This is a genomic window from Pseudomonas sp. KH_017 (assembly GCF_057840285.1).
In genome coordinates, this window is the sequence record NZ_CM174509.1 from 2,688,907 (window position 1) to 2,714,460 (window position 25,554).

At 58.8% G+C, this 25,554-nt stretch carries 22 protein-coding genes and 1 pseudogene; 13 read left to right on the forward strand and 10 right to left on the reverse strand.

The features are described from left to right. Positions 1 to 10: 10 nt before the first annotated feature. The 10 genes from AC3IT6_RS12255 (at position 11) to AC3IT6_RS12300 (ending at position 14,550) form a co-directional block, all read left to right on the forward strand. Positions 11 to 1,060 (forward strand): beta-keto acid cleavage family enzyme, encoded by a 1,050-nt coding sequence (locus AC3IT6_RS12255; RefSeq protein ID WP_150725625.1) that lies wholly within the window; start codon positions 11 to 13, stop codon positions 1,058 to 1,060. A 110-nt stretch (positions 1,061 to 1,170) separates the two neighbouring features. Next, positions 1,171 to 2,457, forward strand: a complete 1,287-nt coding sequence (locus AC3IT6_RS12260) for an MFS transporter (protein ID WP_458369526.1) — start codon at positions 1,171 to 1,173, stop codon at positions 2,455 to 2,457. 102 nt (positions 2,458 to 2,559) lie between these two features. Further along, entirely contained in the window at positions 2,560 to 4,194 is a 1,635-nt protein-coding gene (locus AC3IT6_RS12265; RefSeq protein WP_489355801.1) for a 3-(methylthio)propionyl-CoA ligase, read from the forward strand. Positions 4,195 to 4,257: 63 nt separating this feature from the next. Next, on the forward strand, positions 4,258 to 6,162 hold the full coding sequence (locus AC3IT6_RS12270; protein ID WP_489355803.1) for a DUF1302 domain-containing protein: 1,905 nt from the start codon (positions 4,258 to 4,260) through the stop codon (positions 6,160 to 6,162). 35 nt (positions 6,163 to 6,197) lie between these two features. Beyond that, complete coding sequence (locus AC3IT6_RS12275; protein WP_489355805.1) at positions 6,198 to 7,556, forward strand: DUF1329 domain-containing protein; 1,359 nt, start codon at positions 6,198 to 6,200, stop codon at positions 7,554 to 7,556. A 104-nt stretch (positions 7,557 to 7,660) separates the two neighbouring features. Continuing rightward, positions 7,661 to 8,749 (forward strand): WD40/YVTN/BNR-like repeat-containing protein, encoded by a 1,089-nt coding sequence (locus AC3IT6_RS12280; RefSeq protein WP_489355807.1) that lies wholly within the window; start codon positions 7,661 to 7,663, stop codon positions 8,747 to 8,749. Positions 8,750 to 8,765: 16 nt separating this feature from the next. Continuing rightward, complete coding sequence (locus tag AC3IT6_RS12285; RefSeq protein ID WP_489355809.1) at positions 8,766 to 11,285, forward strand: efflux RND transporter permease subunit; 2,520 nt, start codon at positions 8,766 to 8,768, stop codon at positions 11,283 to 11,285. A gap of 6 nt (positions 11,286 to 11,291) precedes the next feature. Beyond that, on the forward strand, positions 11,292 to 13,070 hold the full coding sequence (locus AC3IT6_RS12290; protein ID WP_489355811.1) for an acyl-CoA dehydrogenase C-terminal domain-containing protein: 1,779 nt from the start codon (positions 11,292 to 11,294) through the stop codon (positions 13,068 to 13,070). 146 nt (positions 13,071 to 13,216) lie between these two features. Further along, the gene (locus tag AC3IT6_RS12295) at positions 13,217 to 13,543 is read left to right on the forward strand and encodes a Rieske (2Fe-2S) protein (RefSeq protein ID WP_150754893.1); all 327 of its coding nucleotides are present in this window, start codon (positions 13,217 to 13,219) and stop codon (positions 13,541 to 13,543) included. Further along, the gene (locus AC3IT6_RS12300) at positions 13,540 to 14,550 is read left to right on the forward strand and encodes a YeiH family protein (protein ID WP_150725634.1); all 1,011 of its coding nucleotides are present in this window, start codon (positions 13,540 to 13,542) and stop codon (positions 14,548 to 14,550) included. Before AC3IT6_RS12295 ends, AC3IT6_RS12300 begins: the two co-directional genes overlap by 4 nt. A 293-nt stretch (positions 14,551 to 14,843) precedes the next feature. Here the strand turns inward: AC3IT6_RS12300 and AC3IT6_RS12305 are convergent. The 3 genes and pseudogenes from AC3IT6_RS12305 to AC3IT6_RS12315 all read right to left on the reverse strand — a co-directional run. Then, a pseudogene (locus AC3IT6_RS12305) lies at positions 14,844 to 16,043 on the reverse strand (patatin-like phospholipase family protein); the annotation flags it as partial. Positions 16,044 to 16,318: 275 nt separating this feature from the next. After that, positions 16,319 to 16,543 (reverse strand): cupin domain-containing protein, encoded by a 225-nt coding sequence (locus AC3IT6_RS12310; RefSeq protein ID WP_489355814.1) that lies wholly within the window; start codon positions 16,541 to 16,543, stop codon positions 16,319 to 16,321. A gap of 108 nt (positions 16,544 to 16,651) precedes the next feature. Then, a complete protein-coding gene (locus tag AC3IT6_RS12315; RefSeq protein WP_489356541.1) occupies positions 16,652 to 17,524 on the reverse strand; it encodes a TauD/TfdA dioxygenase family protein in 873 nt (290 codons plus the stop codon). 276 nt (positions 17,525 to 17,800) lie between these two features. Here AC3IT6_RS12315 and AC3IT6_RS12320 point away from each other — a divergent pair, with 276 nt between their 5' ends. Next, entirely contained in the window at positions 17,801 to 18,046 is a 246-nt protein-coding gene (locus tag AC3IT6_RS12320) for a hypothetical protein (protein WP_489355816.1), read from the forward strand. 415 nt (positions 18,047 to 18,461) lie between these two features. Here the strand turns inward: AC3IT6_RS12320 and AC3IT6_RS12325 are convergent, their stop codons facing one another. Both AC3IT6_RS12325 and AC3IT6_RS12330 read right to left on the reverse strand, forming a co-directional pair. After that, the gene (locus tag AC3IT6_RS12325; protein WP_489355818.1) at positions 18,462 to 18,728 is read right to left on the reverse strand and encodes a GDCCVxC domain-containing (seleno)protein; all 267 of its coding nucleotides are present in this window, start codon (positions 18,726 to 18,728) and stop codon (positions 18,462 to 18,464) included. A gap of 7 nt (positions 18,729 to 18,735) precedes the next feature. After that, positions 18,736 to 18,951 (reverse strand): heavy-metal-associated domain-containing protein, encoded by a 216-nt coding sequence (locus AC3IT6_RS12330; protein WP_489355820.1) that lies wholly within the window; start codon positions 18,949 to 18,951, stop codon positions 18,736 to 18,738. Between the two features lie 51 nt (positions 18,952 to 19,002). Between AC3IT6_RS12330 and merR the strand changes: the two genes are divergently transcribed. Continuing rightward, positions 19,003 to 19,401: a mercury resistance transcriptional regulator MerR gene (merR, locus tag AC3IT6_RS12335; RefSeq protein ID WP_489355822.1), complete on the forward strand. Its 399-nt coding sequence runs from the start codon at positions 19,003 to 19,005 to the stop codon at positions 19,399 to 19,401. An 84-nt stretch (positions 19,402 to 19,485) separates the two neighbouring features. On the opposite strand, the gene AC3IT6_RS12340 is transcribed toward merR, so the two are convergent. The 4 genes from AC3IT6_RS12340 to AC3IT6_RS12355 form a co-directional block, all read right to left on the reverse strand. Beyond that, positions 19,486 to 19,971, reverse strand: coding sequence for an adenosine-specific kinase (locus AC3IT6_RS12340; RefSeq protein ID WP_489355824.1), 486 nt, complete (start codon positions 19,969 to 19,971; stop codon positions 19,486 to 19,488). Positions 19,972 to 20,279: 308 nt separating this feature from the next. Next, the gene (locus tag AC3IT6_RS12345) at positions 20,280 to 22,496 is read right to left on the reverse strand and encodes a DUF3604 domain-containing protein (protein WP_489355826.1); all 2,217 of its coding nucleotides are present in this window, start codon (positions 22,494 to 22,496) and stop codon (positions 20,280 to 20,282) included. A gap of 39 nt (positions 22,497 to 22,535) precedes the next feature. After that, positions 22,536 to 23,534, reverse strand: a complete 999-nt coding sequence (locus AC3IT6_RS12350) for a HupE/UreJ family protein (protein ID WP_489355828.1) — start codon at positions 23,532 to 23,534, stop codon at positions 22,536 to 22,538. Then, positions 23,534 to 24,442, reverse strand: coding sequence for a peptidyl-prolyl cis-trans isomerase (locus AC3IT6_RS12355; RefSeq protein WP_489355830.1), 909 nt, complete (start codon positions 24,440 to 24,442; stop codon positions 23,534 to 23,536). The genes AC3IT6_RS12350 and AC3IT6_RS12355 overlap by 1 nt, the downstream gene beginning before the upstream one ends. A gap of 184 nt (positions 24,443 to 24,626) precedes the next feature. Between AC3IT6_RS12355 and AC3IT6_RS12360 the strand changes: the two genes are divergently transcribed. Next, complete coding sequence (locus AC3IT6_RS12360) at positions 24,627 to 24,974, forward strand: hypothetical protein (protein ID WP_489355833.1); 348 nt, start codon at positions 24,627 to 24,629, stop codon at positions 24,972 to 24,974. Positions 24,975 to 25,175: 201 nt separating this feature from the next. On the opposite strand, the gene AC3IT6_RS12365 is transcribed toward AC3IT6_RS12360, so the two are convergent. Further along, complete coding sequence (locus AC3IT6_RS12365) at positions 25,176 to 25,511, reverse strand: hypothetical protein (RefSeq protein ID WP_489355835.1); 336 nt, start codon at positions 25,509 to 25,511, stop codon at positions 25,176 to 25,178. Positions 25,512 to 25,554: the final 43 nt, after the last annotated feature.

Sequence of the window (25,554 nt, forward strand, 5' to 3'; positions counted from 1 at the left end):
GGTCACCACCATGTTTTATACCCATGACTCGCTGTTCCCAGAAAACCAGGACAAGCTGATCATCTCTGTTGCGCCCTACGGCCCTGAATGGATGCCGTCCGACTTTCCGCAAGATATTCCGGTAAGCATGGACGAGCAGGTGCAGAAGGCTGTTGATTGCTACAACGCCGGCGCCACGTTGTTGCATGTGCATGTACGCGAGGCTGACGGCAAGGGCTCAAAACGCATGTCGATGTTCAACGAGATGTTGCATCGCCTGCGTGAAGCAGTGCCAAAAATGATTTTGCAGGTGGGCGGCTCCATTTCCTTCGCGCCTGAGCCAGGTTGCATTGCCCAGTGGCCCGCCAATGACTCGCGCCACGCCCTGGCGTTGCTCGAGGTCAAGCCGGATCAGGTGACCATCGCCATCAACACCAGTCAGATGAACATCACCGAGCTGCTGACGGCACAGGATGTTGAAGGTACATCGTTGGCTGATCCAGGTATGTGGGCTGCATTCCGTGACATGCATCTGGAAGCCGGTCCGAGCTTCTATGAAACCAACTTGCGCCTCTTGTGTGAAAACGGCATCCAGCCATTTTTCATGCTGGGTCATGTCCATCAGCTGGAAACCGTTGAGCACATTGTGCGCAACGGCTTGTACAAAGGCCCGCTAAACCTGTGTTACGTGGGCATTGGTGGTGGCCTGGCCGGGCGACATCCTGCCGATCTGGTTGAATTTGCCCGTCGTGTGCCGGACGGTGCGGTCCTGACCAACGAGTCGATCATGCGCACCATTTACCCCACCAATGCCATCGCCATTGCAATGGGGCATCACGTACGAGTCGGCATTGAAGACTGTCTGACCGGCCCGCGTTATGAGCGTATGACCTCCGTCCAACAGATCGAATGGTGTGTGCAGCAGGCCCGGCACCTGGGTCGTGACATCGCCACTGCCGACGAAGCCCGCGCCACCATGAAGATTGGCGAAAGCTACGCCAGCACCGATGAAACGCTCAAGGCACTGGGCTGGGCACCGAATCGCCAGCCGGGCCAGCGCGGCAATCTGATGTGGAACTAGCTCCAGGCTGAAATCTGCGGTGGGTTTCCACCGCAGATATCTTTCGTGCGGCCCCTGCCGTGCGCAAAACCTTGATCACGCTGTCTGCGAATCAACTTGGAGTGCCCGATATGGCTCTTCCCATCAGCAGTACCGGCATCGCCGTGGATGATGCGCCACGAGTCTCGCGTGGTTACGCCTGGCTGGTGTTCGTGCTGACATTTGGCTTGATGTTGTCCGACTACATGTCGCGCCAGGTCATCAATGCCGTTTTCCCTTCACTTAAAGTTGAATGGGCTTTGAGCGACACTCAGCTCGGCGCGCTGGTCAGCGCCGTTGCACTTACCGTGGGGCTCATGACCTTTCCCGTGTCCCTGCTGGCCGATCGCTGGGGCCGCGTGAAAAGTGCCACGGCCATGGCTATCGTCTGGGGGCTGGCAACAATCGCCTGTGGCTTGAGTGGCAACTTTGTCGCAATGTTGATGGCCCGCGCCGTGGTCGGTCTGGGAGAGGCGGGTTACGGCAGTGCAGGTGGTGCGATTCTGCTTAGCGTTTTTCCGCGTCGCTTGCACTCCACGGTGATTGGCGCCTTTCTCGCCGCCGCGTTGTTCGGCTCGGTGCTCGGCGTGGTTCTGGGCGGCGTGCTGGCGCAACATTACGGTTGGCGCATGGCATTTATTGCGGTGGGCGCGGGGGGCTTGTTGCTCGCGGTGATCTACCCGATGGTGGTTCGCGAGCCTGCCAAGCCTATCACTCAAACCCCGGTCGCACGCATGCCGCTGAAGGCCGTGCTGCGCAAACTGCTGACCACACCGACCTCGCAATGGACCTACCTTGGGTCGGGTCTGCAGATGTTTATCCAGGGCTCGGTGATTGCCTGGATGCCCAGCTATCTGAACCGTTACCACGGCATGGACATGACTCAGTCAGCGACCAGCGCCGGCCTGCTGGTGCTGGTCGCGGGGATCGGCATGACCGGTGGCGGCATGCTGGTCGATCGCCTGAGCCGCCGCGATGATCGCAACAATCTACGCGTCCCGATGCTCTATGCCCTGATCTCGGCGGTGATCATGCTGACGGCGTTTGTACTGCCGCCAACCCCGCTGCAATTGGTACTGATCGGTATCGGCCTGCTGATCGGTGCCGGTTTCGCCGGGCCTTCCGGTGCCGCCATCTGCGATGTGACCAGTGCCTCGATCCATGCCTCGGCGCTGGCAGTCGTGGTGCTGGCCAACAACATCATCGGACTAGCACCCGGTCCGTTCATCACCGGTGTTCTGGCTGACGCCTTCGACTTGCGATTCGCCATGACCCTGGTGCCTCTGGCCAGTTTCGGCGCGGCTTTCGCCTACCTGCAGGCCAGTCGGCATTACCGCAATGATCTCGCTCGCCTGCAGCAGGCAGAGCGTACTTCATAAAAGACAGATTCCTCACTCCAACCCGTCCCGGGCAGTAGCCCGCTGCGGTGCTGCCCTTGAGCGCAGCCAAACCACCGTGCCAACAATAATAGGTGACCGTCGATGCTCGGCCTGATGCAACACCAACCGCTACTGATTTCTTCGCTGCTTGAACACGCCTGCGTTTCCCACCCGGATGCCGAAATCGTCTCGCGCACTGTAGAAGGCAACATCCATCGCTGCACTTATGCTGACATCGGCCGCCGCGCCGGGCAGATCGCTAACGCCCTGACCACCCTCGGAGTGCAGCCGGGTGAGCGCATCGGCACGCTGGCCTGGAACGGTTACCGGCACATGGAGTTGTACTTCGGGGTATCCGGTATGGGCGCTGTTCTGCATACCATCAATCCGCGGCTATTCCCTGAGCAGATCGAGTTCATTGCCAACCATGGCGAAGACCAGTACCTGTTTTTCGATCTGAGCTTCTCGGCCCTGGTGGAAGAACTGGCACCGAAACTGCCGACGGTCAAAGCCTTCATCGCCCTGTGCGATCGAGCGAGCATGCCCGACATCAAGGTAGCCAATCTGCGCTGTTATGAAGAGCTGCTCGCCGACCAATTACCGCAGTTCGATTGGCCATCGCTCGATGAAAACTGCGCCTCCTCGATGTGCTACACCTCCGGTACCACGGGTAATCCCAAAGGCGTGCTGTATTCGCACCGATCCTCCGTATTGCACTCAATGATGTCCTGCACTCCCAGTGGTTTTTCCCTGTCAGCGAACGACGTGGCATTGATTGTGGTGCCGATGTTCCATGTCAATGCCTGGGGCATGCCCTATGCCGGCGCCTTGTCCGGCGCCAGGCTAGTACTGCCGGGCCCCGCCATGGACGGTGCCAGCCTTTACGAACTGATGCGTGATGAAGGCGTGACCATGGCGCTCGGCGTACCGACCGTGTGGATGATGCTGCAACAACATGTTGAAAAGGCCGGCCTGCAGCCGCGCGACGAGCTGTGCCTGGACCGTGTGGTCATCGGTGGCGCTGCTGCACCGCGTGCGGTTGTCGAATGCTTCGAGCGTCAGTTCGATGCCCGTGTCATGCACGCCTGGGGCATGACCGAGATGTCACCGGTGGGCACCGTCTGCCATCCGCTGCCTAAACATGTCGATGCGAGCCTCGAACAACGCCTTGATCTGCAAGGCAAGCAAGGCCGCGCTCCCTATGGTGTGTCGATGAAGATCATCGATGATGAGGGCAGGTGCTTGCCGCGTGATGGCAAGGCATTCGGTCATTTGCTGGTCAAAGGCCCGTGGATCGCCAGTGGCTACTTTCGCGGTGAAGGCGGTCCAATCCTCGACAGCGACGGTTGGTTCGATACCGGCGACATCGCCACCATCGACCCGGACGGCTACATGCAGATCACGGACCGCGCCAAGGATGTCATCAAGTCCGGCGGTGAATGGATCTCCTCGATCGATCTGGAAAACGCCGTCATTGGTCACCCGGCGGTTGCGGAAGCTGCGGTGATCGGTATTGCCCACCCGAAATGGCAGGAGCGTCCGCTGCTGGTCGTCGTGCTGAAGAGTGGCCGATCCGCCAGTCGCGAAGTGTTGCTTGATTTTCTCACCGAGAAAGTCGCGCGCTGGTGGCTGCCCGATGACGTGGTTTTCGTGGATGAACTGCCACACACCGCTACGGGCAAGGTGCAGAAGCTGAAATTACGAGAAATGCTCCGTGACTATCGGTTACCCGTCTGAGCGATAGGTTCCGTTTACACCCTACAAAAAAACAAAAACAAAAACACACAGGCACATCAGAAAATGAAGAGTAACAACCTCCTGCCCGTGCGGCACCGGTTGCTGGTTTCGGCCATCCTTACGGTCAGCCTTCCAGCGGCAAATGCTATGGAACTGGACACCGGCAACGAAGACTTTTCCATCCGTTTCGACAACACCGTCAAGTACAACTACGGCGTGCGCACCGAAGGGGCCGACAAGCGCCTGCTGGGAACGCCGAACAACAACGACGGTGACTACAACTTCCGCAAGGCCGGCACCAATATCACCAACCGTGTAGACCTGTTGTCCGAACTGGATGTGGTCTACCAGAACAAGACCGGTTTTCGTGTCAGTACGGCGAGCTGGTACGACAAGGCCTATGACAATGCCGGCTCCAACTCCAATCCGTTTGCCAACGGCAACGACGATTATTCGTCGATCGCAGGGTTTGGCGGGCGTCCAGGTGCGCCAGCCGTTTTTGGCAGCCCGCACCTGAGCAACTATGCCCAGCGTTACTACAGTGGTCCGTCGGGTGAAGTCCTCGATGCCTTCGTGTTTTACAACACCGAAGTGGGCGACGAGTCCCAGCTCAATATCAAAGCGGGTCAACACAACGTGTTCTGGGGCGAGACCATTCTCAATCCGGTGCATTCGATCAGCTATGGCCAGTCCGGTCTCGACCTGGCCAAACTGGCTGCCTCGCCGGGCACGGAAGCCAAAGAACTGTTCGTGCCGCGTAACCAGATTTCCACCACGTTGACCATTAACCCCGAGCTGACAGTGGGCGCGCAATATTTCCTCGATTGGGATGCCGCGCGCTTGCCGGAGGCCGGTACTTACTACGGTGGTTCTGACCTGGTGGGCTTCGGTGCTCAGTCCTTTCTGCTGGGGCATACCGGCGGTGCGGGACTGGCCGGCCCGAACGGTACACTGACAACCGTTCGCCGCGGCGATGACTACACCCCCGACAATCGTGGCGATTGGGGACTGATGCTCAAATGGTCACCCGAATGGCTGGACGGCACGGTGAGCGCCTACTACCGCAAAACCTCCGACATTCTTCCTCAAGCGATTCTCGACACTCGAGGACTGACCAGTGTTGGCGGGGTGGCGGGCCTGCGCAATTCGATCAGCACCACCTCGTATGAATTCGCCTATGCCGACGACATCGACATCTACGGCCTCAGTCTGGCCAAGGAGTTTGGTGGGGTCAGCGTCGGTAGTGATCTGAACGTGCGCCATAACATGCCGCTGGCCAGTATTCCGGCGATCATCAGTTCGGCCGGTCCTGCTGGGTTGCAGTCCGGTCTTGGTCTGCTCCCGCCACGGAGTCCGGCGACAGGCGTAGTCACCGATGCACCCCGCGACGGTGACAGCATGGCCGCCACTGGCGACACGCTGCACTGGACCATCAACGGACTGGTCTCGATCGCTGCCACGCCGCTGTTCGATTCGGCCAGCCTGCTGGGCGAGTTGTACTACAGCAACCTGCTCAAGCTCGATAGCAAGAACAAGGCGCTTTACAAGGGCGACGACAGCTACCGCGGTATCGACAAACCTACCCGTGACAACTGGGGTATTGCCGTCAACTTCACGCCGACCTGGTACCAGGTATTTCCCGGTGTGGACCTGAGCGCACCCCTGTCGGTCAATCTCGGTCTCGACGGTGTTTCTCCGGTGGTCGCCGGTGGTGCGCAAGACACCGGCACCTACGCCGTTGGGGTCAGCGCGGCGATCTACAACCAGTATTACGTCGACCTCAAGTACGTCGACGCCTTTGGTGAAGCCACGAAGTGCGACAACGGGGCAACCGATGGCTCAACCCCTAATGCCCTGGATGGCACGCAGCGTTACACCTGCTTTGGCGGCGGATATGCGTCGTTCTCCGGCGCAGGTGCCACGGAAGATCGTGGCGCTCTTTACCTGACGCTGAAAACCACTTTTTGATCCACGCCTTGCTCAAGGCAAGCAGGAGTACACAAATGAAATTTGCCTACACCTTCATGGCTACCTCTATGGCTCTGGTTCTCGCGGGGACCGCCCACGCCGCCGTCGAAGCCACCGAGGCTGCCAAACTGGGTACCCAACTGACGCTGATCGGCGCCGAAAAAGCCGGAAATGCTGACGGTTCCATTCCGGCGTATCAGGGTGGCCTGACCACCCCTCCAGCCAACTTCAAGACGGGCGACAGCATGCGCCCGGACCCTTTCGCCAACGAAAAACCGCTGTTGGTGATCGATGGCAAGAACGTCGACCAATACAAGGGGCAACTGACTGCGGTGACCGCCGAGTTGGCCAAGCGTTATCCCAGCTTCCGCATCGAGGTTTTCTCGACCCACCGCACGGCCGCGTTGCCTCGGGGCGTGTTGGACAACACGGTAAAAAATGCCACCGCGGCTCGTTCGACTAACGGTGGCAATGCCATCGAGAATGCTCTGCCAGGCATACCGTTCCCGATCCCCAAGTCCGGCGCCGAGGCCATCTGGAACCACCTGCTGCGCTATCAGGGCGTCAACATCCAGAGTAAGTATGACAACTGGAACGTCGACTCCGCGGGTGTAGCCAGCCTGGCCACGACCGGCAGCGCGCAGATCAACTACGCCGCCTATGACGACCTGTCCAAACCGCTTGCGGCCGCCGACACCTATTACCAGATCAAGTTGGCCTACACCGGTCCGGCCCGTCGTGCCGGCGAGGCTGTGCTGCTACGCGACGCGGTCAACCCTTTGGAGCAGCCTCGCCGTGGCTGGCAATACCTTCCGGGTCAGCGCCGGGTGAAGTTGGCACCAAGCCTGGCTTACGACACACCCAACCCGGGCACCGCTGGTGCCGCTACCTGGGACGATGCGTTCGTGTTCAACGGTGCGCTGGACCGGTATGACTGGAAGCTGATCGGCAAGCAGGAAATGATCGTTCCATACAACACCTACCGCGTGACTTATCAGAAGGACATGAAGCCAATGATGGCCCCTAACTATCTGGCGCCCGAGTTCGTGCGTTGGGAGAAGCATCGGGTCTGGGTGGTCGAGGCGACTCTCAAGCCTGGCGCCCGTCACATCTACGCCAAGCGCCGCTTTTACCTCGACGAAGATAGCTGGGTTGCCCTGGCTTCCGACCAATACGATGCGAGGGGGCAGTTGTACCGCGGCGTTTATACCTTTCTCAGCCAGAGTTATGACCAGCAGGTACCGGATGCCACGCCATACCTGGTTTACGACTTGATTGGTGGAACCTACAGCGCCGTCGGCCTGCCTGGCCCTTACGGCGGCATCAAGTACAGCGAGGCATTAAGCAAGACCCAGTGGGCGCCGGAATCGCTCGCGGGTGCCGGTATTCGTTGATGACCTCGTTATCTCTCCATGCTGCCTGATTCGTGATCGGACAGTTTTTGCGCCGGGGGTGTACTTGCGTGCACACCGGCGCCTTTTTGCCATGAGGGCGCGTCATGTGCTCCTACAACAAGAAAATCATGCAGCTGGCGTTGGTCGTGTTGTTGACGCTACACAGCGTCGTTCAAGCGGCCAGCTTCGTTGATGTGCTGGATTTGCCGGTCAAGCCGAGCACCCAGGCCATCAACAGCCCGTTGTCCGGCATGACCCGCGCCGGTGGGCGGGTGATTACCGTCGGCCAGCGTGGCCATATTCTGTTTTCCGATGATTCGGGAAACCACTGGCAACAGGCCGCCGTACCGGCCAGTGCCGACCTCACGGCGGTGAGTTTTCCGACCACCACCCAAGGCTGGGCGGTGGGTAATGACGGCGTGGTGTTGCACAGCAGCGACGCCGGCGCGACCTGGCACAAGCAGCTCGACGGTCGTCAGATCGGCGCCTTGCTGGTCAAGCATTACACGGCGCTGGCCAGCGCCGAACCGGGCAATGAGCAATGGCCGCTGCTGGTCGCCGAGGGCCAGAGGCTGGCCGAGCAGGGCGCGGACAAACCGCTGCTCGACGTCTGGTTCGCCAACGACAAGACCGGCTACGTGGTCGGGGTATTCAACCTGATCCTGCGCACCGACGACGGTGGCCTGACCTGGACGCCGTATCAGGACCGTACCGACAACCCCCAGGGTTTCCACCTCAACGCCATCGCCTCCACCGGCGACGGTCTGTACATCGCTGGCGAGCAAGGCTTGCTGCTCAAGTGGGATGACAGCGCCCAACGTTTTGCCGCCGTGCCGACGCCTTATCAGGGCAGCTTTTTCGGTGTGCTCGGCAAGCCAGGCGAAGTGCTGATCTACGGCCTGCGCGGCAACGTGTTGCGCAGCACCGACGGCGGCCAGCGCTGGACTGCGCTGGACAGCGGCCTGCACGTCAGCATCACCGCCGGCCTGATCGATGCCCGTGGCAACTATCGCTTGTTCACCCAGGGCGGGCAGATGCTGGTCAGCCAAGGAACGGGCGCGCAGTTGCGTCTGAAGCAGCAACCGGCACCGACCCCGGTCGCCGGCGCCACCCAGTCCGCCGCTGGCGCCTTGGTGCTGGCCGGCAGCCGTGGTGCCCGGACACTGTCCGCCGATCCAGCCCTCGAACCCTAAGAGCGAGAACCCAGACATGGGCAATGTCAAACAAGACGCCATGCCGGTGATCCGCGAACTGCGGGATTTCGACCAGCGCTCCGGCAACCTCCTCGAACGGCTGGTATTCAATTACCGCCCGCTGTTCATGCTGCTGATGGCGCTCGCCACTGTGGTGCTGGGCTACATGGCGGTGACTCGCCTGGAGTTGCGCCCCAGTTTCGAAAAAATGATTCCGCAGAGCCAGCCGTACATCCAGAACTTCCTGGAAAACCGCCACTCGCTGCGCGGGTTGGGCAACTCGGTGCGGGTGGTGGTGGAGAACACCCAGGGCGATATTTTCGATCCGCAATACCTCGACGTGCTCAAGCAGGTCAACGACCAGTTGTTCCTCACCGAAGGCGTCGACCGCGCGTGGATGAAGTCGCTGTGGAGCCCGGCCGTGCGCTGGACCGAAGTCACCGAGGACGGTTTCCAGGGTGGCCCGGTGATGCCCGACAGTTATCAGGGCTCGCCTTCCGACATTGAACAGTTGCGCCAGAACATCTCCCGCGCCGGTCTGGTGGGCAGCCTGGTGGCCAGCGATTTCAAGTCGACCATGTTGATCGTGCCGCTGATGGACAAAGCCGCCGCCGGTGGCCAGCGCATCAACTACCACGCCTTCTCGCAGATGCTCGAAGAGCAGTTGCGCGACAAGATCGAATACGCCGGCGACAGCGCGGCGCGTCAATCCGGGGTCGAAGGCACCGGCCATTACAAGGTCCGGGTGATCGGCTTCGCCAAGCTCATGGGCGACCTGATCGACGGCCTGATCCAGGTGATGATGTTCTTCGGCCTGGCCGTGGTCACCTCGCTGATCATCATCTACGCCTACACCCGTTGCGTGCGCAGCACCCTGCTGGTGGTCGGCTGCTCGCTGATCGCGGTGGTCTGGCAACTGGGCATTGTCGCCTGGCTCGGCTACGCCATCGATCCGTACTCGGTGCTGGTGCCGTTTTTGATCTTCGCCATCGGCGTGTCCCACGCCGCGCAGAAGATGAACGGCATCATGCAGGACATCGCCCGTGGCACCCATAAACTGATCGCTGCGCGCTACACCTTCCGCCGTCTGTTCATCGCCGGCGTCACCGCGTTGCTGGCCGATGCCGTGGGCTTCGCCGTGTTGATGCTGATCGACATCCCGGTGATCCAGGACCTGGCGATCACCGCCAGCATCGGCGTCGCGGTACTGATCTTCACCTCGTTGCTGCTGATGCCGGTGGCGCTGTCCTACGTCGGCGTCGGCGCGAAAGCCGCCGAACGCGCGCTGAAAATCGACAACCGCGCCGAGAAGCACAAAGGCTTCGGCAAACTGTGGGACGCGCTCGACCGCTTCACCACCGCCAAGTGGGCCACGGGCGCCGTGCTGGTCGCGGTGTTGATGGGCATCGGTGGTTTCATGGTCAGCCTGAACCTGAAGATCGGCGACCTCGACAGCGGGGCGCCGGAGTTGCGCGCCGACTCGCGCTACAACCGCGACAACGCCTACATCACCCAGCATTACGCGCTGTCCAGCGACCTGTTCGCGGTGATGATCAAGACCGCGCCGGAAGGCTGCCTGAACTACAAGACCCTGGTCCTCGCCGATCGCCTGGCCTGGGAACTGCAACAGTATCCGGGCGTGCAGGCGACCGCGTCCTTGGTCAACGCGGTACGCCAGATCACTGCCGGCACCTACGAAGGCAACCCCAAGCTCAACAGCATCCAGCGCAACCAGGACGTGCTGAACTACGCCGCCCAGCAAGCCTCGGTCAACTCGCCGGAGCTGTTCAACACCGACTGCTCGCTGATGCCGGTGATCACCTTCCTCAAGGATCACAAGGCCGAAACCCTGGACGCGGTGGTGGCGATTGCCGACCAGTTCGCCAAGGACAACAGCACCGCGGATCGCCAGTTCCTGCTCGCTGCCGGCACCGCCGGGATCGAGGCCGCGACCAACATCGTGGTGCGTGAAGCCAACCGCACCATGCTGCTGTATGTGTATGCGGCGGTGACGCTGTTCTGCCTGATCACCTTCCGCAGCTGGCGCGCCACGCTGGTGGCGTTGTTGCCGCTGGTGCTGACCTCGATCCTCTGCGAAGCCTTGATGGTGGCCATGGGCATCGGCGTGAAAGTCGCGACCCTGCCGGTGATCGCCCTCGGCGTCGGCATCGGCGTCGACTACGCCTTGTACCTGCTCAGCGTGCAGTTGCACTTCCAGCGCCAGGGTTTGCCGCTGTCCGAGGCCTACCGCAACGCCGTGTCCTTCACTGGCCGGGTGGTCGGGCTGGTGGGCATCACTCTTGCGGCTGGCGTGGTGTGTTGGGTCTGGTCGCCGATCAAATTCCAGGCCGACATGGGCATCCTGCTGACCTTCATGTTCCTGTGGAACATGCTCGGCGCGCTGATCCTGATTCCGGCCCTGTCGTATTTCCTGCTGCGCGAACGGGCCCCTCAGCCTGGTGCTGTCGCGGCAACCGAAACCGCTGAATCCACTGAACGTCCCGGCATGCCGCATGCCGTGACCACTTCCGAGTAAGCCAAGATGTCTGATTACAAAGCTCCCCTGCGCGACATGCGCTTCGTCCTCAACGAGGTTTTCCAGGTGTCCCGGCTCTGGGCACAATTGCCCGGCCTGGCCGAGGTGATCGATGAAGAGACCGCCGCCGCCATCCTCGAAGAGGCCGGCAAGATCAGCGGCGAAGTGATCGCGCCACTGAACCGCGCCAGCGACGAACAGGGTTGCACCTGGAACGACGGCGCGGTCACCGCCCCGGACGGTTTTGCCCAGGCCTATCAAGCCTTCGCCGAAGGCGGTTGGGTGGGTGTCGGCGGTGATCCGCAGTACGGCGGCATGGGCATGCCCAAGGCGATTTCGGCGCAGGTCGAAGAGATGGTCAACTCGGCCAGCCTGTCGTTCGGCCTGTACCCGATGCTGACCGCCGGCGCCTGCCTGTCGATCAAGGCCCACGCCAGCGAAGAACTGAAAGCCACCTATTTGCCGAACATGTACGCCGGCACCTGGACCGGTTCGATGTGCCTGACCGAAGCCCATTCCGGTACCGACCTGGGCCTGATCCGCACCAAGGCTGAACCCCAGGCTGACGGCAGCTACACCATCAGCGGCAGCAAGATTTTCATCACCGGTGGCGAGCACGACCTGACCGAGAACATCATCCATCTGGTGCTGGCGCGCCTGCCGGACGCACCGGCCGGACCGAAAGGCATCTCGCTGTTCCTGGTGCCGAAAGTGCTGGTCAACGCCGACGGTTCGCTGGGTGAAAACAACGCGCTGTCCTGCGGCTCCATCGAACACAAGATGGGCATCAAGGCCTCCGCCACTTGCGTGATGAACTTCGACGGCGCCACCGGCTGGATCGTCGACGCACCGAACAAAGGCCTGGCGGCGATGTTCACCATGATGAACTACGAGCGTCTGGGCGTGGGCATCCAGGGCCTGGCGCAGGGCGAGCGTTCGTACCAGAACGCCGTTGCTTACGCCCGTGACCGCCTGCAAAGCCGCGCACCGACCGGCGCGCAATTCAAGGACAAGGCCGCCGACCCGATCATCGTGCACCCGGATGTGCGCCGCATGCTGCTGACCATGAAAGCCTTGAACGAAGGCGGCCGTGCGTTCTCCAGCTACGTGGCCCTGCAACTGGACATCGCCAAGTACAGCGAAGACGCCCCGACACGCCAGCGCGCGCAGGACCTGGTGTCGCTGCTGACCCCGGTGGCGAAAGCCTTCCTCACCGACATGGGCCTGGAGACCACCATTCATGGCCAGCAGGTCTTCGGCGGTCACGGCTACATCCGCGAATGGGGCCAGGAGCAACTGGTGCGCGACGTGCGCATCACCCAGATCTACGAAGGCACCAACGGCATCCAGTCGCTGGACCTGGCCGGGCGCAAGATCGTCGGTAGCGGCGGGGCGCTCTATCGACTGTTCGCTTCGGAAATCCGCGAATTCACCGCCAACACTGGCGCTGATCTTGCCGAGTTCACCCAACCGCTGAACGCCGCCGTCGACACCCTCGACGACCTGACCGCGTGGTTGCTGGACCGGGCACAAAACAACCCGAACGAAATCGGTGCGGCCTCGGTCGAGTACCTGCACGTGTTCGGCTACACCGCGTACGCCTACATGTGGGCGCGTATGGCCAAGGCCGTCATGAGCGGCGATGCCGAAGACGATTTCTACACCAGCAAACTGGCCACCGCGCGTTTCTACTTCGCCCGGTTGCTGCCGCGTATCCACTCGTTGAGCGCATCGGCCAAGGCCGGCAGCGACTGCCTCTACGAGCTGCAAGCCGATCAGTTCTGATCGAAAGGACAAGGAACCTTAAACATGATGGCGACAAAAATAATTCCACCCGCTAACGGGGTGAGCATTCGCCTATCACCGGAGCAGGTGCTCTACATGCCACCAGCGAATGCTGTTCGCGTCCCGTGCAATACCGGGCCTGTGACATGAGTCGGCGGATCGCAATAACGACGTCGCAGGTGCCGGCACCCGGCGAACGAATCCTGATCGTGGACGAAGACTTAAGCATTGCATTGTTCAACGTCGGTGGTCAGTTGTACGCCATCGATGACAGTTGCCCGCACCAGGGGGCTTCGTTGTGCGGCGGGCATCTTGAAGGGCAGATGATCAGATGTTGTGCCCACGGTTTACGTTTCGATCTGGGCAGCGGCTATTTGCTCAATTCGACCCGGCTGCGGGTCGCCAGTTATCCAGTTGAAGTCAGCGACAGCCAAACGTTCATTGTCATTGTTTCCGAGGAATACATCCCATGAGCAACATCGTGCTTGCCAGTGTCCAGAGTCGCGCAAGTGAGCTGGCGCCGGGCCTCGTCGTCAGTCTGATCGTTGCCGCCGCGGCGACCTTCCTTTCCGAGCATTACGGTGCGCCGGTGATGCTCTTCGCCCTGTTGCTCGGCATGTCTGTGAACTTTCTCGCCGGGGAAGGTAAGTGCAAGGCCGGCATCGAGTTCACGGCGCGCAATGTGCTGCGCATCGGCGTGGCGCTGTTGGGCATGCGTATCACGCTTGAACAGATCGCCGCTCTGGGCTGGAAGCCAGTGGCACTGGTGGTGATCGTGGTGGTGGCGACCATTGTGGTTTCAGTGATCGCGGCCAAGTTCCTGGGTTTCAAACGCATCTTCGGCCTGCTCACTGGCGGTGCCACGGCTATCTGTGGAGCTTCGGCTGCGTTGGCACTCGCCGCGGCGCTTCCTAATCACCCTCAGAAGGAGCGTGCAACCCTGTTCACTGTGATCGGTGTTTCGGCGCTATCCACCCTGGCGATGATCCTCTATCCGATGATTGCCAACTGGGCGGCCCTTTCCCCACAAGAAGCCGGAGTGTTCCTGGGGGCCACCATCCATGACGTCGCCCAGGTAGTCGGTGCCGGCTACAGCATGTCCACCGAGACTGGAGACACCGCCACCGTGGTGAAACTGATGCGGGTGGCCATGCTTGTGCCGGTGATTGTCTGCGCCGCACTCGTGACGCGCATGCAGGGTGCCGATCCGACTGGCAAGAGACCTCCGCTGCTGCCGACGTTCGCCGTCGGCTTCCTGATCCTCGCCTGCGTCAACAGCACCGGCTGGGTGCCAGCGCTGATCCAGAACGGGGTCAATGAGCTGTCGCGCTGGTGCCTGGTGATCGCCATCAGCGCGCTAGGCATGAAGACCCAGCTCAAGGAGCTGGCCGCAGTCGGCATCAAGCCGATCCTGTTGATGATTGGCGAGACCGTATTCCTGGCAGTATTGGTGCTGTTGTTACTGCACTGGAACCGTTGACTGCCTACGGCGATTGGTGCTGCAGTTTCTATGGATGAGTTTCGATGTTTACATGGACAAATATGTGACGTGAACAGGCTTTAGAAGGATTGTGGGTGCAGTGCCAATCATTGGCGTGCTTTCTACTGGCTGTTCTGAAACTCGTTCATACGCGCACTTGTTTCTTGGCCAGATGAGCTAGCGGCGATCGTTTGCCTGGCGTTTCCAGTCAAATCTAACGACTGAGTGGCTGCTATTGGCTGTGGATTCAACCTGTCGACGCAACTGATTGGCTAAATCGTTCCGCCGGTGTTTCGTAGTTCAGTGTTTTCCGAGGGCGGCGATTTATGCCACGGATAGCCCTTCGCGCTGAGTTGAAAGGCGTAATCGAATAATCGCCTCATGTACTCGCCATCGAATTTCTGATTGTGCGGAAAGTAAAAGTCGGAGCCAATGTACGCAAGATTGAAATCCGCTCCATCCTGCTGCGCCATACGGTAAATTCGCTCCAGGTCGCTGATCCCCTGAGTTTGAATCAATGCACTGATGGCTCGACCACCAATGCTCAATGTACGGCGTTTCGTCCCGGACCACTGCGGCTCCAGTGTCCCATTACGAATGACATAGAAATGACGTTCGAGTCGCAAAGGTGCTCCGGTGGCTCTGCTCAGCGCCATCTTGGTGCCAGGCGGGTAAAGGAACACCTGAGTGATTACCCCTCCGTCCACGTGCATTTCCTGAAACTGTTTGCCGTCAACGTCCACATCGATCATGACGGGTGAGACTGCGCCGGGAATACTCATCGACGCGATCATGATGTTGCGGAAGAGGTCGAGCGCTCCCGGTGCTTCGCTAGAGGCAATAGTGCCCATGTTCCAAGTGACTGGCCGCCCTGAATCAAGGTCGGTTGTGCCGATCAGCAGGATTCGTCCTTTGGCGTATTCCGCCGCAATCGCCGCAAGAATCTGCGCAGTGACGTACTTTGTAATGAGCCGCGACAGTGGCTTGCTGTCCGCTATACCGTCGCTGGCAAAACGGGTTAACACGTTTCGCGAACGAAAAACGTCTTTTGGACCGATGACGTTGGCGATATGCCGAATCACGTCGTCGTACCCGGATCCCAGGTAAGCGAACGGGGCGACCAGGGCGCCCGCGCTAATGCCCGTGACGACCTTGAACATGGGGCGAGTCCCATGCGTGGTCCACCCCGTAATGAGTCCTGCTGCGAATGTGCCTGCGTCACCGCCTCCCGAAACTGCCAGCATATTTGCCAGCGGCAGGATGTTGTTCGGTTTCCCTGCCTTGGCGAGAGCCTCGCTCTCGCGTTTGTTGCCCTCAGTTGCATCCTGAATGAACAGAGTCAGGTCGTGGTCCAACCAGTAGCGAGCATTGGGAATGCCTGGGATGACCGCTTTTTCCGTTAACGTTTGCGGCACAGCATCACGGCGTGGCAAGCCCCCTTGCAGGAACATGTTCAGAGTTGAGGTGCCAGGTCTGAGCGGGAATGGTTTCAAAACGCCTCCTTGGGCCCCTGCAGCCGACTGCGACACGTCATTCGAACGCCAGGCAGCTCATTTTGCGCTCCTTTACATGATAAAAAAACTCATTGGTCGCGCGCTCCAGGTTCTATACGAAAGCCCTTGAAATCTCCAGGTTAAGGGGCAGAACGGGATATTCAGGACGGGTCACATCTCAAAAGGAATAGTGGTTGCACAAAATTTTCGGAGTTTCTCTGACGAGTTTCTCCATCAACTCGCGCGCGCTGTCGTGATCAATCAGCGCCGACACATCAGCTGATCTCCAAGGATGCGATCTTGTAGACCATCACCGTACCCGTGTGGTGGTGCTTGGGCAGTTGCATGTCGATCGGCGACTTCATCATGACGATCCATTCACCGCGGATCGGGTCAAGCTTGAAGTACTTCAGCAGGACGTTTTCGGCATAGGGCGTAAAGGGTATCCACGGCAGCGATTCGCCATCGATGACTGCGGTGTCGACGTGTTCATAGAGCATGTCATTTCTCCGATGATGCGGTTCAGATCGACTTTTCGTCGGCAGCCAAGGCCGCCCGACAATTTCTGCTGGTCGGGTGCCCCGGTTTCTCTGGGGAGACTGTTCGAATCAGGTAAGCGGGGTACCCGCGAGGGTCGCGCGCAGCATCTTTCTGGGTGCATTGCCGTAGTCAGCCGCCGCGTAGTGCTGCACTTGCAGGTTGTCCCACATGGCAACCGTGTTGGTGCGCCACTTCAGGCGTACCTGGTACTCCGGAATCGCCGCCTGAGAGGTCAGGTAGTTCATCAGGTGATGAGCCTCTGGCATGAAGTTCTGGCCGTAGCGGATATCCTCGAAGTTGAAGAAATTCGAAAAGTGGGTGGTGAATGCAGAGTTGTCGAACAGCACCTTTTCGCCTGTTTCAGGATGAATAAGCACCACCGGGTGTTCAGCGGCGGGGGTCTTCTGGGCCATCGCGTGACGTTCTTCGCGGGGCAACTGGGCACCAAAGGAGTGCTCGGCACTGTGCTTTGCGAACAGGCCTTCGATCCGTTGCTTGATGGTGTCGGGCAGGTTTTCGTAAGCCATCACCATGTTGGAGAACAGGGTGTCGCCGCCGGATTCAGGACCCTGTTCGCAGCGCAATATCGCGCCGCGAGGCGGAGCCGGCTTGAAGGTGACATCGGTGTGCCAGAGGTTTTCGCGACTGGCCTTTTCGACAAAGGTCTTGGGCTTGCTCGGGTCAAGGTTGCGGTACAGCATCAGCAGCTTGTCCGCCTCCGGATGGCTCGGTGCCAGGAGATGACCTTCCAGTTCGCCGAATTGCGCGGCGAAGTGCTGTTGTTCCAGGGGCGTAATGTCCTGGTCTCGAAAGAACAGCACTTTGTGCTTCAACCACAGCGCCCTGATCTCTGCGATCAGTTCGGGATCCTGGGCAGCGTCGGCCAGGTTGACGTTGCTGAGCTCGGCACCGATGGCGGGGGAGCAAATCTGCACCTTGATCGAATGCTGGCGCACTGACGACCGGATAATGGCGGGTGCCGAGGGGGTGTGGCGGTGATAGTCGAGAACCTGCGAAGAGAAAGCGAGGGAATGCCTTTGTTGAATCTGGTCGACAGGTCCAAGGGTTATTAGTTCACGAGTGTGACCATCACGTGTCTGTGTTTTTCAACGGAATCATTAAGTTAGTCAGTGGTCACAGTTACGGCTGAACGTTGTCCGGATGAAGATTTCCAGCAGCCATAACCATTCAATACCCCCGATGTTTTGGACGTTCCTATGAATCGCGCAGTCATCACGATCCTGGCCATTTTCAGTTTCTTGTTGTTGGGAGGCTGTGGCCCTCACTGGGATGATGGAGAAAGGTACGGCCGATATCACGACCATGATCATCGACGTGGTTACGACCAGAGGGATGACGATGATCAAGGTTATGGCCGCCACTATGATCGTCGTGACTATGATTCTCGTGACTATGATCGCGATCACCGTCGCTACCGCGATCGCGACGACAACGACGACTGATGCATTAAACGTCCTGGAAGGCTGGGGCGATTCAGAGTCGTAGCGGTGAGCGGGCGCTCTGTTTTGCGAAAAATCATCGGGCGTCTGCTTTTGGCCATAGCTGCCGGTCATCTGTGTTTATAAAATCAGGTGGTGATTCACTTTTCCCATTGGTTCAAAGCCAATACAGGATAGCAATGGACCACAACCAGCCGATGCTGAGGGTGATCGTAAGGTAGATCACCACAAGCATCAGAGGTTGATTCCACATGACACACCTCCCATAACCGCTGTTTTTACATGGGTGCCTGGTAAGTTGGGAGCTCGTATGAGCAATAACGCAATAATCAAGCCATTTGAGTGAAAGACGCTTGTCCGCAAACCTGGGGCCTTTTGCACTATGTTCCAGGCTACTTCCTGCAGACGAAAGCGGACCCTAACTCTCCTCCCCGAAAATGGGATCCCCCGCATGTGGAGGAACATTCGTCCGAATGCCACAGCATCCGCGCTGCTCCTGGATCGGCGGGCACTTCATCGAGCCAAACGAGCAGAACACACAGCAGTCACCGGGATTTGGGCGTAGCAGAGTCCTGCAATTGTCACATTCGTAGAAAAACTGACAGGCATCTGTGGGCATGGCTTCCTGCTTGGCGAAGCTGCAATGCGGGCAGGTCAGCACGGATTCGAGGATGACGGGATTCATGGCTGCCTCATTTGTGCACGGTTAAGGGATAGCCTGCATTTGTCGTCGCTTTGGTCAGCGCCTCGGGATCGACTTTATCGGGGTCATAGATGACGTTGGCCATCCTCTCGGCTAAATCGACCTTGACGGTACTCACGCCGGGCAGCTGCTCCGGTGATCCCTTGACCGTGACCGGACATACCGCACAGGTCATGTTCTGCACGTCGAGCCTGATGGTTTCCAACCTGGAGTCACTCTACACTCCGTACCCAGGTACAGAATCAAGAGGCGTGTGATGGCGACAGGAATGAGTATCGGCAAGTTGGCGGAAGCTGCCGGCGTGAACATCGAGACTATTCGTTATTACCAGCGACGTGGCTTGCTGGATGAGCCGCCAAAGCCGCTTGTCGGTTATCGGTGTTATCTACCGGAGCAGGTCAAACGGCTGCGCTTTATCAAACGGGCACAGGCGCTGGGATTCACGCTGGATGAGGTGGGCGCACTGCTGACACTGGATGCGGCCTGCAGTTGTAGGGAGACTCGGGCACTGGCCGTGCGCAAGTTGGCCTTGATCGAGCAAAAGATGGCCGACCTTGCAGCAATGCAGCAGGTGCTGGGCGGACTGGTGCGGCAATGCGATGCAAGCGGCGGCGGGGGCACATGCCCTATCATCGATGCGCTCGACAGGGAGTGATGCCTGGTTGCAGGGCACCCTGCACAGGCGTCAGGCCAGCACCCCGTGCAGGGTACGCAGGGCCAAGCGTGCTCGCTCTGCCATTCACAGCTTGTAGCCAATCTGCCGCAACAGGTTCTTGCGCCACAGGATGTCTTCATCGCCTTCAATGTCTTGGGCACAGAAGCCATCCACTACGCCCAGGATTGCTCGCCCTTGTTGCGTCTCGGCGAGAATCACTTCGGTTGGATTGGCTGTTGCACAAAAAATACGGCAAACCTCTGGAACCATTTTGATGGTGTTCAACACGTTCAGCGGATAGAAACCATCACCCAGGAAAACGATGAAGCTATGGCCTGCGGCGATGGCTTTCGCATTCTTCTGTGCCAGTTCAATCATTGAGGTATCGGTGCCAGACCATCGCACCAGGCATTTACCGGAGGCTTCACAAAAAGCCACGCCAAACTGGATACCTGGCACGGCATTCACCAGTGCTTCGTGGATGTCCTCGACGGATTTGATGAAGTGCGTCTGACCCAAAATGAAGTTAGTCACATCCGGCTTTTCGATTTTCAACGTGATGAGTTGCATCTCAAACGCCTCCTTTCACGATGTTGCTATCAGAGTCTGGCAACAAAACAAGCATAGCTACTCATTTGTTATTGCTCCGTTCACTGACGGACTCTGGCCGATTTCTGCCTGTCGTGAAGGGCTGTATCCGACCCAAAGCGAACTTCCATCGATGACTGCTTTCGGTAACAGCGCCCATTCAAGTATCAATGTCTGAATAAGTACATTGGGGCCGATTCGCGAACAGCTTTTTTCTGAACTACGGCAATATCGGTTCGTGGCAATCTGCCAGTACCGATGTATGCAGAACATCGCTGCTGGCTTCGGCGCTACTTGACCTCCTCAACCTCATAATTCACATAGCCGAACTCGTTGCTGCGAGCCGCCATGTATTTGCCGTTTTGCTCGAATACTGTGGCCTCGAAGGGTGTGCCGCCGAGTGTTGTCACTAGATGCCCGTCCTTGATTTCATAGTTGGCCGGCACGCCAAACTGGCCGTCATGCAGCATGTTCAGGTATTCCCCTTGCGTAGGCGGCTTGCCATCGACGCTGGTGACCAGGCGTTGGCCTTCGGTGCCATAGACGATCTCGAATGTCTGGCCGGTGACGGTATTGCGTACCTTGATGGTTTTGCCCACCACGTAGGCTTGCAACTGCTCGTTAGTGAGCGCTTTGGCGCCTTCGGTTTTCAGCTGATCGATGGTTTTGCCCGCAGCGACAAGCTTGCTGTCCTCAGCTGTCGGCGTGTACCAGATCGGCGAAGTCCACGCACGTTCCTGGACGGTGGCCGAGACGTCGGCCGGCGGCGGTACTTGCAGCTTGGCCGCGTCATAGGTGCTCCAGCGCGGGGTCGGAATCTGTAGCACGCGAGCGTAGTAGAACGCGTACCGGGCCGGATCGAAATCCGGATCGACCCAGACTTTTTTCAGCTCGGTGGCACCAATGGTATTGGTGTAGGTCGCCTTGGAAACATCGACCGTGGTGCCCACCGGTGGGATTTTGCCGGAGGCCTGGTCCAGTTGGCGATCACCGGACCAGGCGACGTCGTAGATCTTCTCGAAGGTCTGGCCGTTTTTGGTCCAGCCCTTGATGATCTGGATTCGGTCGAGGTTGCCATCGTCGACATCCTTGACCGCCCACACCACGAAGGACGGCGTCTGTTTACCCTGTTTTGCCGGCAAGTCGCCGCCCATGGGAACGCCCTTGGCGTAGGCGGCATGCACCCAGTCTTTTTCATTCCACAAACTGCTGTCGAAGCCCCAGCCACCAAACATGCGCACGGGGATGCGCACGCCGCTGGTGCCATAGACTTCTTTGCGCTTCATGGCATCGAAGATCGATTCACGGGTGTTCTCTTCAGCCCAGACACCGGCCAGACCGGAGGTGCTGGTTTGCAAGGCAATCAACCCCGAGTTCTGTTTGCCGGAAAGACGCGCCGCCGGGGTGCTGTCGGTAAAGCCGTGGGAGCCGAAGTTGTCGCTCTGCGAATAAGGAATCACCCCATTGTGCGAGTCACTGGCGCCGACCACGCCCATTTTGTAAGGGTTGTATCCACGAGCTTGCTGCAAAGCCATGCCGTTTTGCCAGGCTTGCCTTACGTAACTACCATTGATTTTCGACGTGCTGTTGTCGATTCCGAGCAGGAAACTCATGACTTCATAATTGGCAAATTCGTCTGTCGGCGACAGTTCGGGGTGGGTTTCCGAGGTGCCCTTTACCTGGTGAATTTCGGTAAGGGATTCATTGCGCATCCGCGTCTCGGCCCAGGCGGCATCGATGGGGCGGCCGCGGTCATCTACGTCCACCGCAAACATCAGGCCGTTGCTGAGGTTGGCATTGTGGGAGATCGCCAGCACCTCGTTGCCTTTTTTGCGTTGATCGTCCATCCAGCCCCACAAATCCTCCGGTTTGTCCGAATCGAGGGCCGTGAAGGGCATGTCCGGCACCTTCTTCGAGTCGCGGAAAAACACATTGCGGTGCATGTTTTGATTGTTGGGGGCTGAGGTCCATTCATAGGCGACAAACGTGGTGAACTTGCCGGGCTTGTAGTACTTGTCGGCGATGGCGATGTTCTGCTGCCAGATGTTGCCGGCAACCTTCGGATCAATCAGCTCCTTGATCGGGTGGCTCAAGCTGCCGGCGATCCATTTGAACACCCGGTTGAAATCTTCCGGGGTTTTGACAATCAGCTTTTGCGCGATGGGCAGCTTGCTGAAGTCTGACTTCGGATCGTTGGCCAGGGCAATCACGCCCACGTATTCCGAGTGGTCGGTCACACCATGGAAATCCAGCGGGCGACCCTTGAGTTGCACTTCAAACCCCATTGGATGCTTGATCGGCATCCCAAGTGAGTATTGGTACGTCTGCTCGGGATCGACCTGGTGGTTGCCGATCAGGTAGGCATCGATCGACCAGGAACTGTGCGAGTGCGTCTGGCCAAAGTAAACCTCGCGATCCGGGTTGCCCTCTGCCAATGCCAGTGTGCTGACAGTTAGCACGGCACAACCGAGCAGTGTTGGCGCGGTGAAGTGTGTAGGGTTTTTCATATTCCACGTCTCCGGAATACGGCAATGACAGGGTGCAACTCAGGACAAGAAACTCGAGACTCTTTGGAAAAACCAGAAGGCAGCCAGCGTACCCAACCCGTAAGAAGCAATCGGTCGGGCATACAGGACTGCAGGCCGTGGCAGTCGACAACGCAGCAGCAGTGCGCGCAGGCTCAACACGACGGCGACGAACATCAGTTGGCCGATCTCGACGCCGATATTGAAGGTGAACAGCGCCAGCGGCAGATCGCGCTGCGGTAAACCGATTTGCGCCAGCGCACCGGCAAAACCGAAGCCATGCAACAAGCCAAAACAGAACGCCACCACCCATGGCCACTGGAGGGTGAAACTGGTTTCGTCACGGTTCTTGCGGGCGATTTCCACTGCCAGCAACAGAATGCTCAGCGCAATCGTCGCTTCCACAGGAGGGCCGGGCAGCCGCACCGCACCCAGTGTAGCGAGTGCCAGGGTGATGGAATGGGCGAGGGTGAATGCGGTGATGGTCTTCACCAGCATCCAGCCATTACCCACCAGCAGCAGGAGACCGAAGACGAACAGCAGGTGATCGAAGCCCCCCAGGATGTGTTGGATACCATGAACCAGAAATGCACCGGCCACCGAGAACGCTCCCGGCGTGGCCGCGATCTCTATCCAGGGTTGCGCAGGGTGGACGAGGGTGGTCGTCAGGCTGCCGTCCAGGCGCGAGACACGCACCAGCACATCGGTGATGCTCGCTTGCAGGCCGATGAATGCAATACGTTGCCCGACCAGTCCTGCGGGGCCGGCATCAATGACCCGACGCTCGATCAGTGAATCGTTCAGTTCGCTTTCCACGGGCTCAACGACAGTACGCACACCTTCGGCAAACCGGAGCGCAATCGGCAACCGCATGCCTGAAAGCACCGGCGTGCGCCAGAGTACGTCATAGCGCCCGGCGGCCGTTTCGTTGAGCTCCAGGTAAGCGGGGCGCGACTCATGGGCCATGGCCGTCAGCCCCACGAACCAGAGCACCAACAGCAGCCATACCGTGCACCGCATCACGGCCGCTCCCTGTGTGAGGCGGCAATCGCACCGGTGGAAGCAGGTATCATCACCACGACCTCATAGCGTGCTTTCAGTGCATCGAAATTCGCGCGTTTCGATGCGCTGCGTTGTTCGGACATCCAATCGGACTTGACCTGCTGGGCCACGGCTTCGAAGGGTGGAGGAGGTGATTTGGCCAGCGCATCAATCCACACCAGGTGCCAGCCAAAACCCGACTCCACAGGCCCCACCCAACCCCCCGGCGTTTGCTTGAACAATGAAATGGCGAACGTTGAACCAAAGACCCGCGCCACCTGATCCCGGGATTGTTCCGAGTAGGCGTTTTTAAACATGAAGGCATCGCCTTCACCACTGTTCTTGTCAGACAGCCCACTGAGTGCGGACTTTGCCTGCGCTTGCGCATCCGCACCACGTTTGTCCAAAGCGAAAAACAAATGATGGAAGGTCAAAAGTGGCGGCGGGGCATATTGGTCCTGATGCTGGTTGTACCAGGCCTCAAGTACACCGGGTGCCGGCTCGCGAAGTAACGCTACATCTTCGGCAAGGAAATCCATTTTTTGCGCCAGTCGGCGGCGAATAATAGTGTCGTCTTTATCCAGGCCAAGTTTCAGTGCTTCGCGATAGAGGATTTCCTCTTTCACATATTCATCAATCAGGCCCTGCAACTGTTGCTCCGATGCGGGTCGTTGCCATCGCGCCAGCCAGGAAATCGCGATCCGCTGAACAACTTCAGGGGTGATTTCGATGCGTTGCGGATCTTGATCAAGGGTTGAACGGTGTAAACCTCCGTACAACACAAAGAGTGCAAAGCCGGCGATCAGAAAGTGCAATAACGGCTGGCGGAGGCATCGCTTGATTAACGAAAATCGAGATTCTTTCGCTTCGCAGACGCTTAAGTTCATGACTTATTGCCCCACGCTATACTGCGAATAGTTTTCGCAGCAGGGTGGAGTATTGCTGCTGTACCGGAACTTTCCACCAAGGCTAATCACGATAAGCACTAAGGCTTAGTAGCAATCGGGTTAACCAATTCCCCAGGGCCGTCCAGTCTTGCACCTATACAGCCCGGGACGGAGCGCCCATGTGATGAAAGGACTGCTTGTTTTCGCCGCGATCATCGAGGCAGCCACTGGCGTGGCGCTGATACTTGTCCCGTCGCTGATCGGGCAACTTCTGCTTGGCATCGAACTGACGGGCGTCGTCGTCCCCTTGGCCGGCATCGCCCTCATCGCATTGGCCATCGCCTGCTGGCCCGGACCAGCAATGCTCGGGATGTTGATCTATAACGCAGCCGTTACGCTTTATCTCGCCTACGTTGGTATCTCGGGGGAATCGAGTGGGGTTTTATTGTGGCCAGTGGTCATATTGCACGGGATCATGACGGTATTTTTGATTCGTGCAATGACAAGCCAGACGAGGAACTCACAGACGTAGTCAACGGCTGGCAATATGCGTTTTCAGGCGCCGGCAAATCCTGCGGTTTTAAGGCGCACGGTCATCTACTCCTTGTCGGTTGCAGTACTCCTGAAGATTCGAAGCCAGGGCAACAGTTCAACGACTGCTTTTGGCCGTTTTCTACCTGATGCCAAAGGCAAAAAAAGCCCGCTTAATGGCGGGCTTCGTAATCGGCTTTTCCTATAGCGCGTGGTCCAGACTCTTGCGGAATTCGTCCTCCAGCTTTCGACAAACCTCTGCGATTACGCCTTTCCCGACTGCTGGGCCGGAGTAGCTGTCTACTTCCTCGCGGCATCGTTCGGCGGCATCTCGGGCCTGCATTCTTTCCTTGTCTTGCGATGTGTTGCCGACATAAAAACCAAAAGCCAGGTACAAGGTAATGGCGATAATGATTCCGGCGACGATCTTGCTGACCAGGCCAATTCTCTTTTCTGACGGCAGTGGCCACCCAGGTGGGATGCGTATTTTTTGCCTGAGGTCAGATTGGCAGTGTTTACATAAAATGGCTTCAGCCATGATGACTTCCGCGCAATAGGGGCAACTCTTTTTTCCAGCCTCC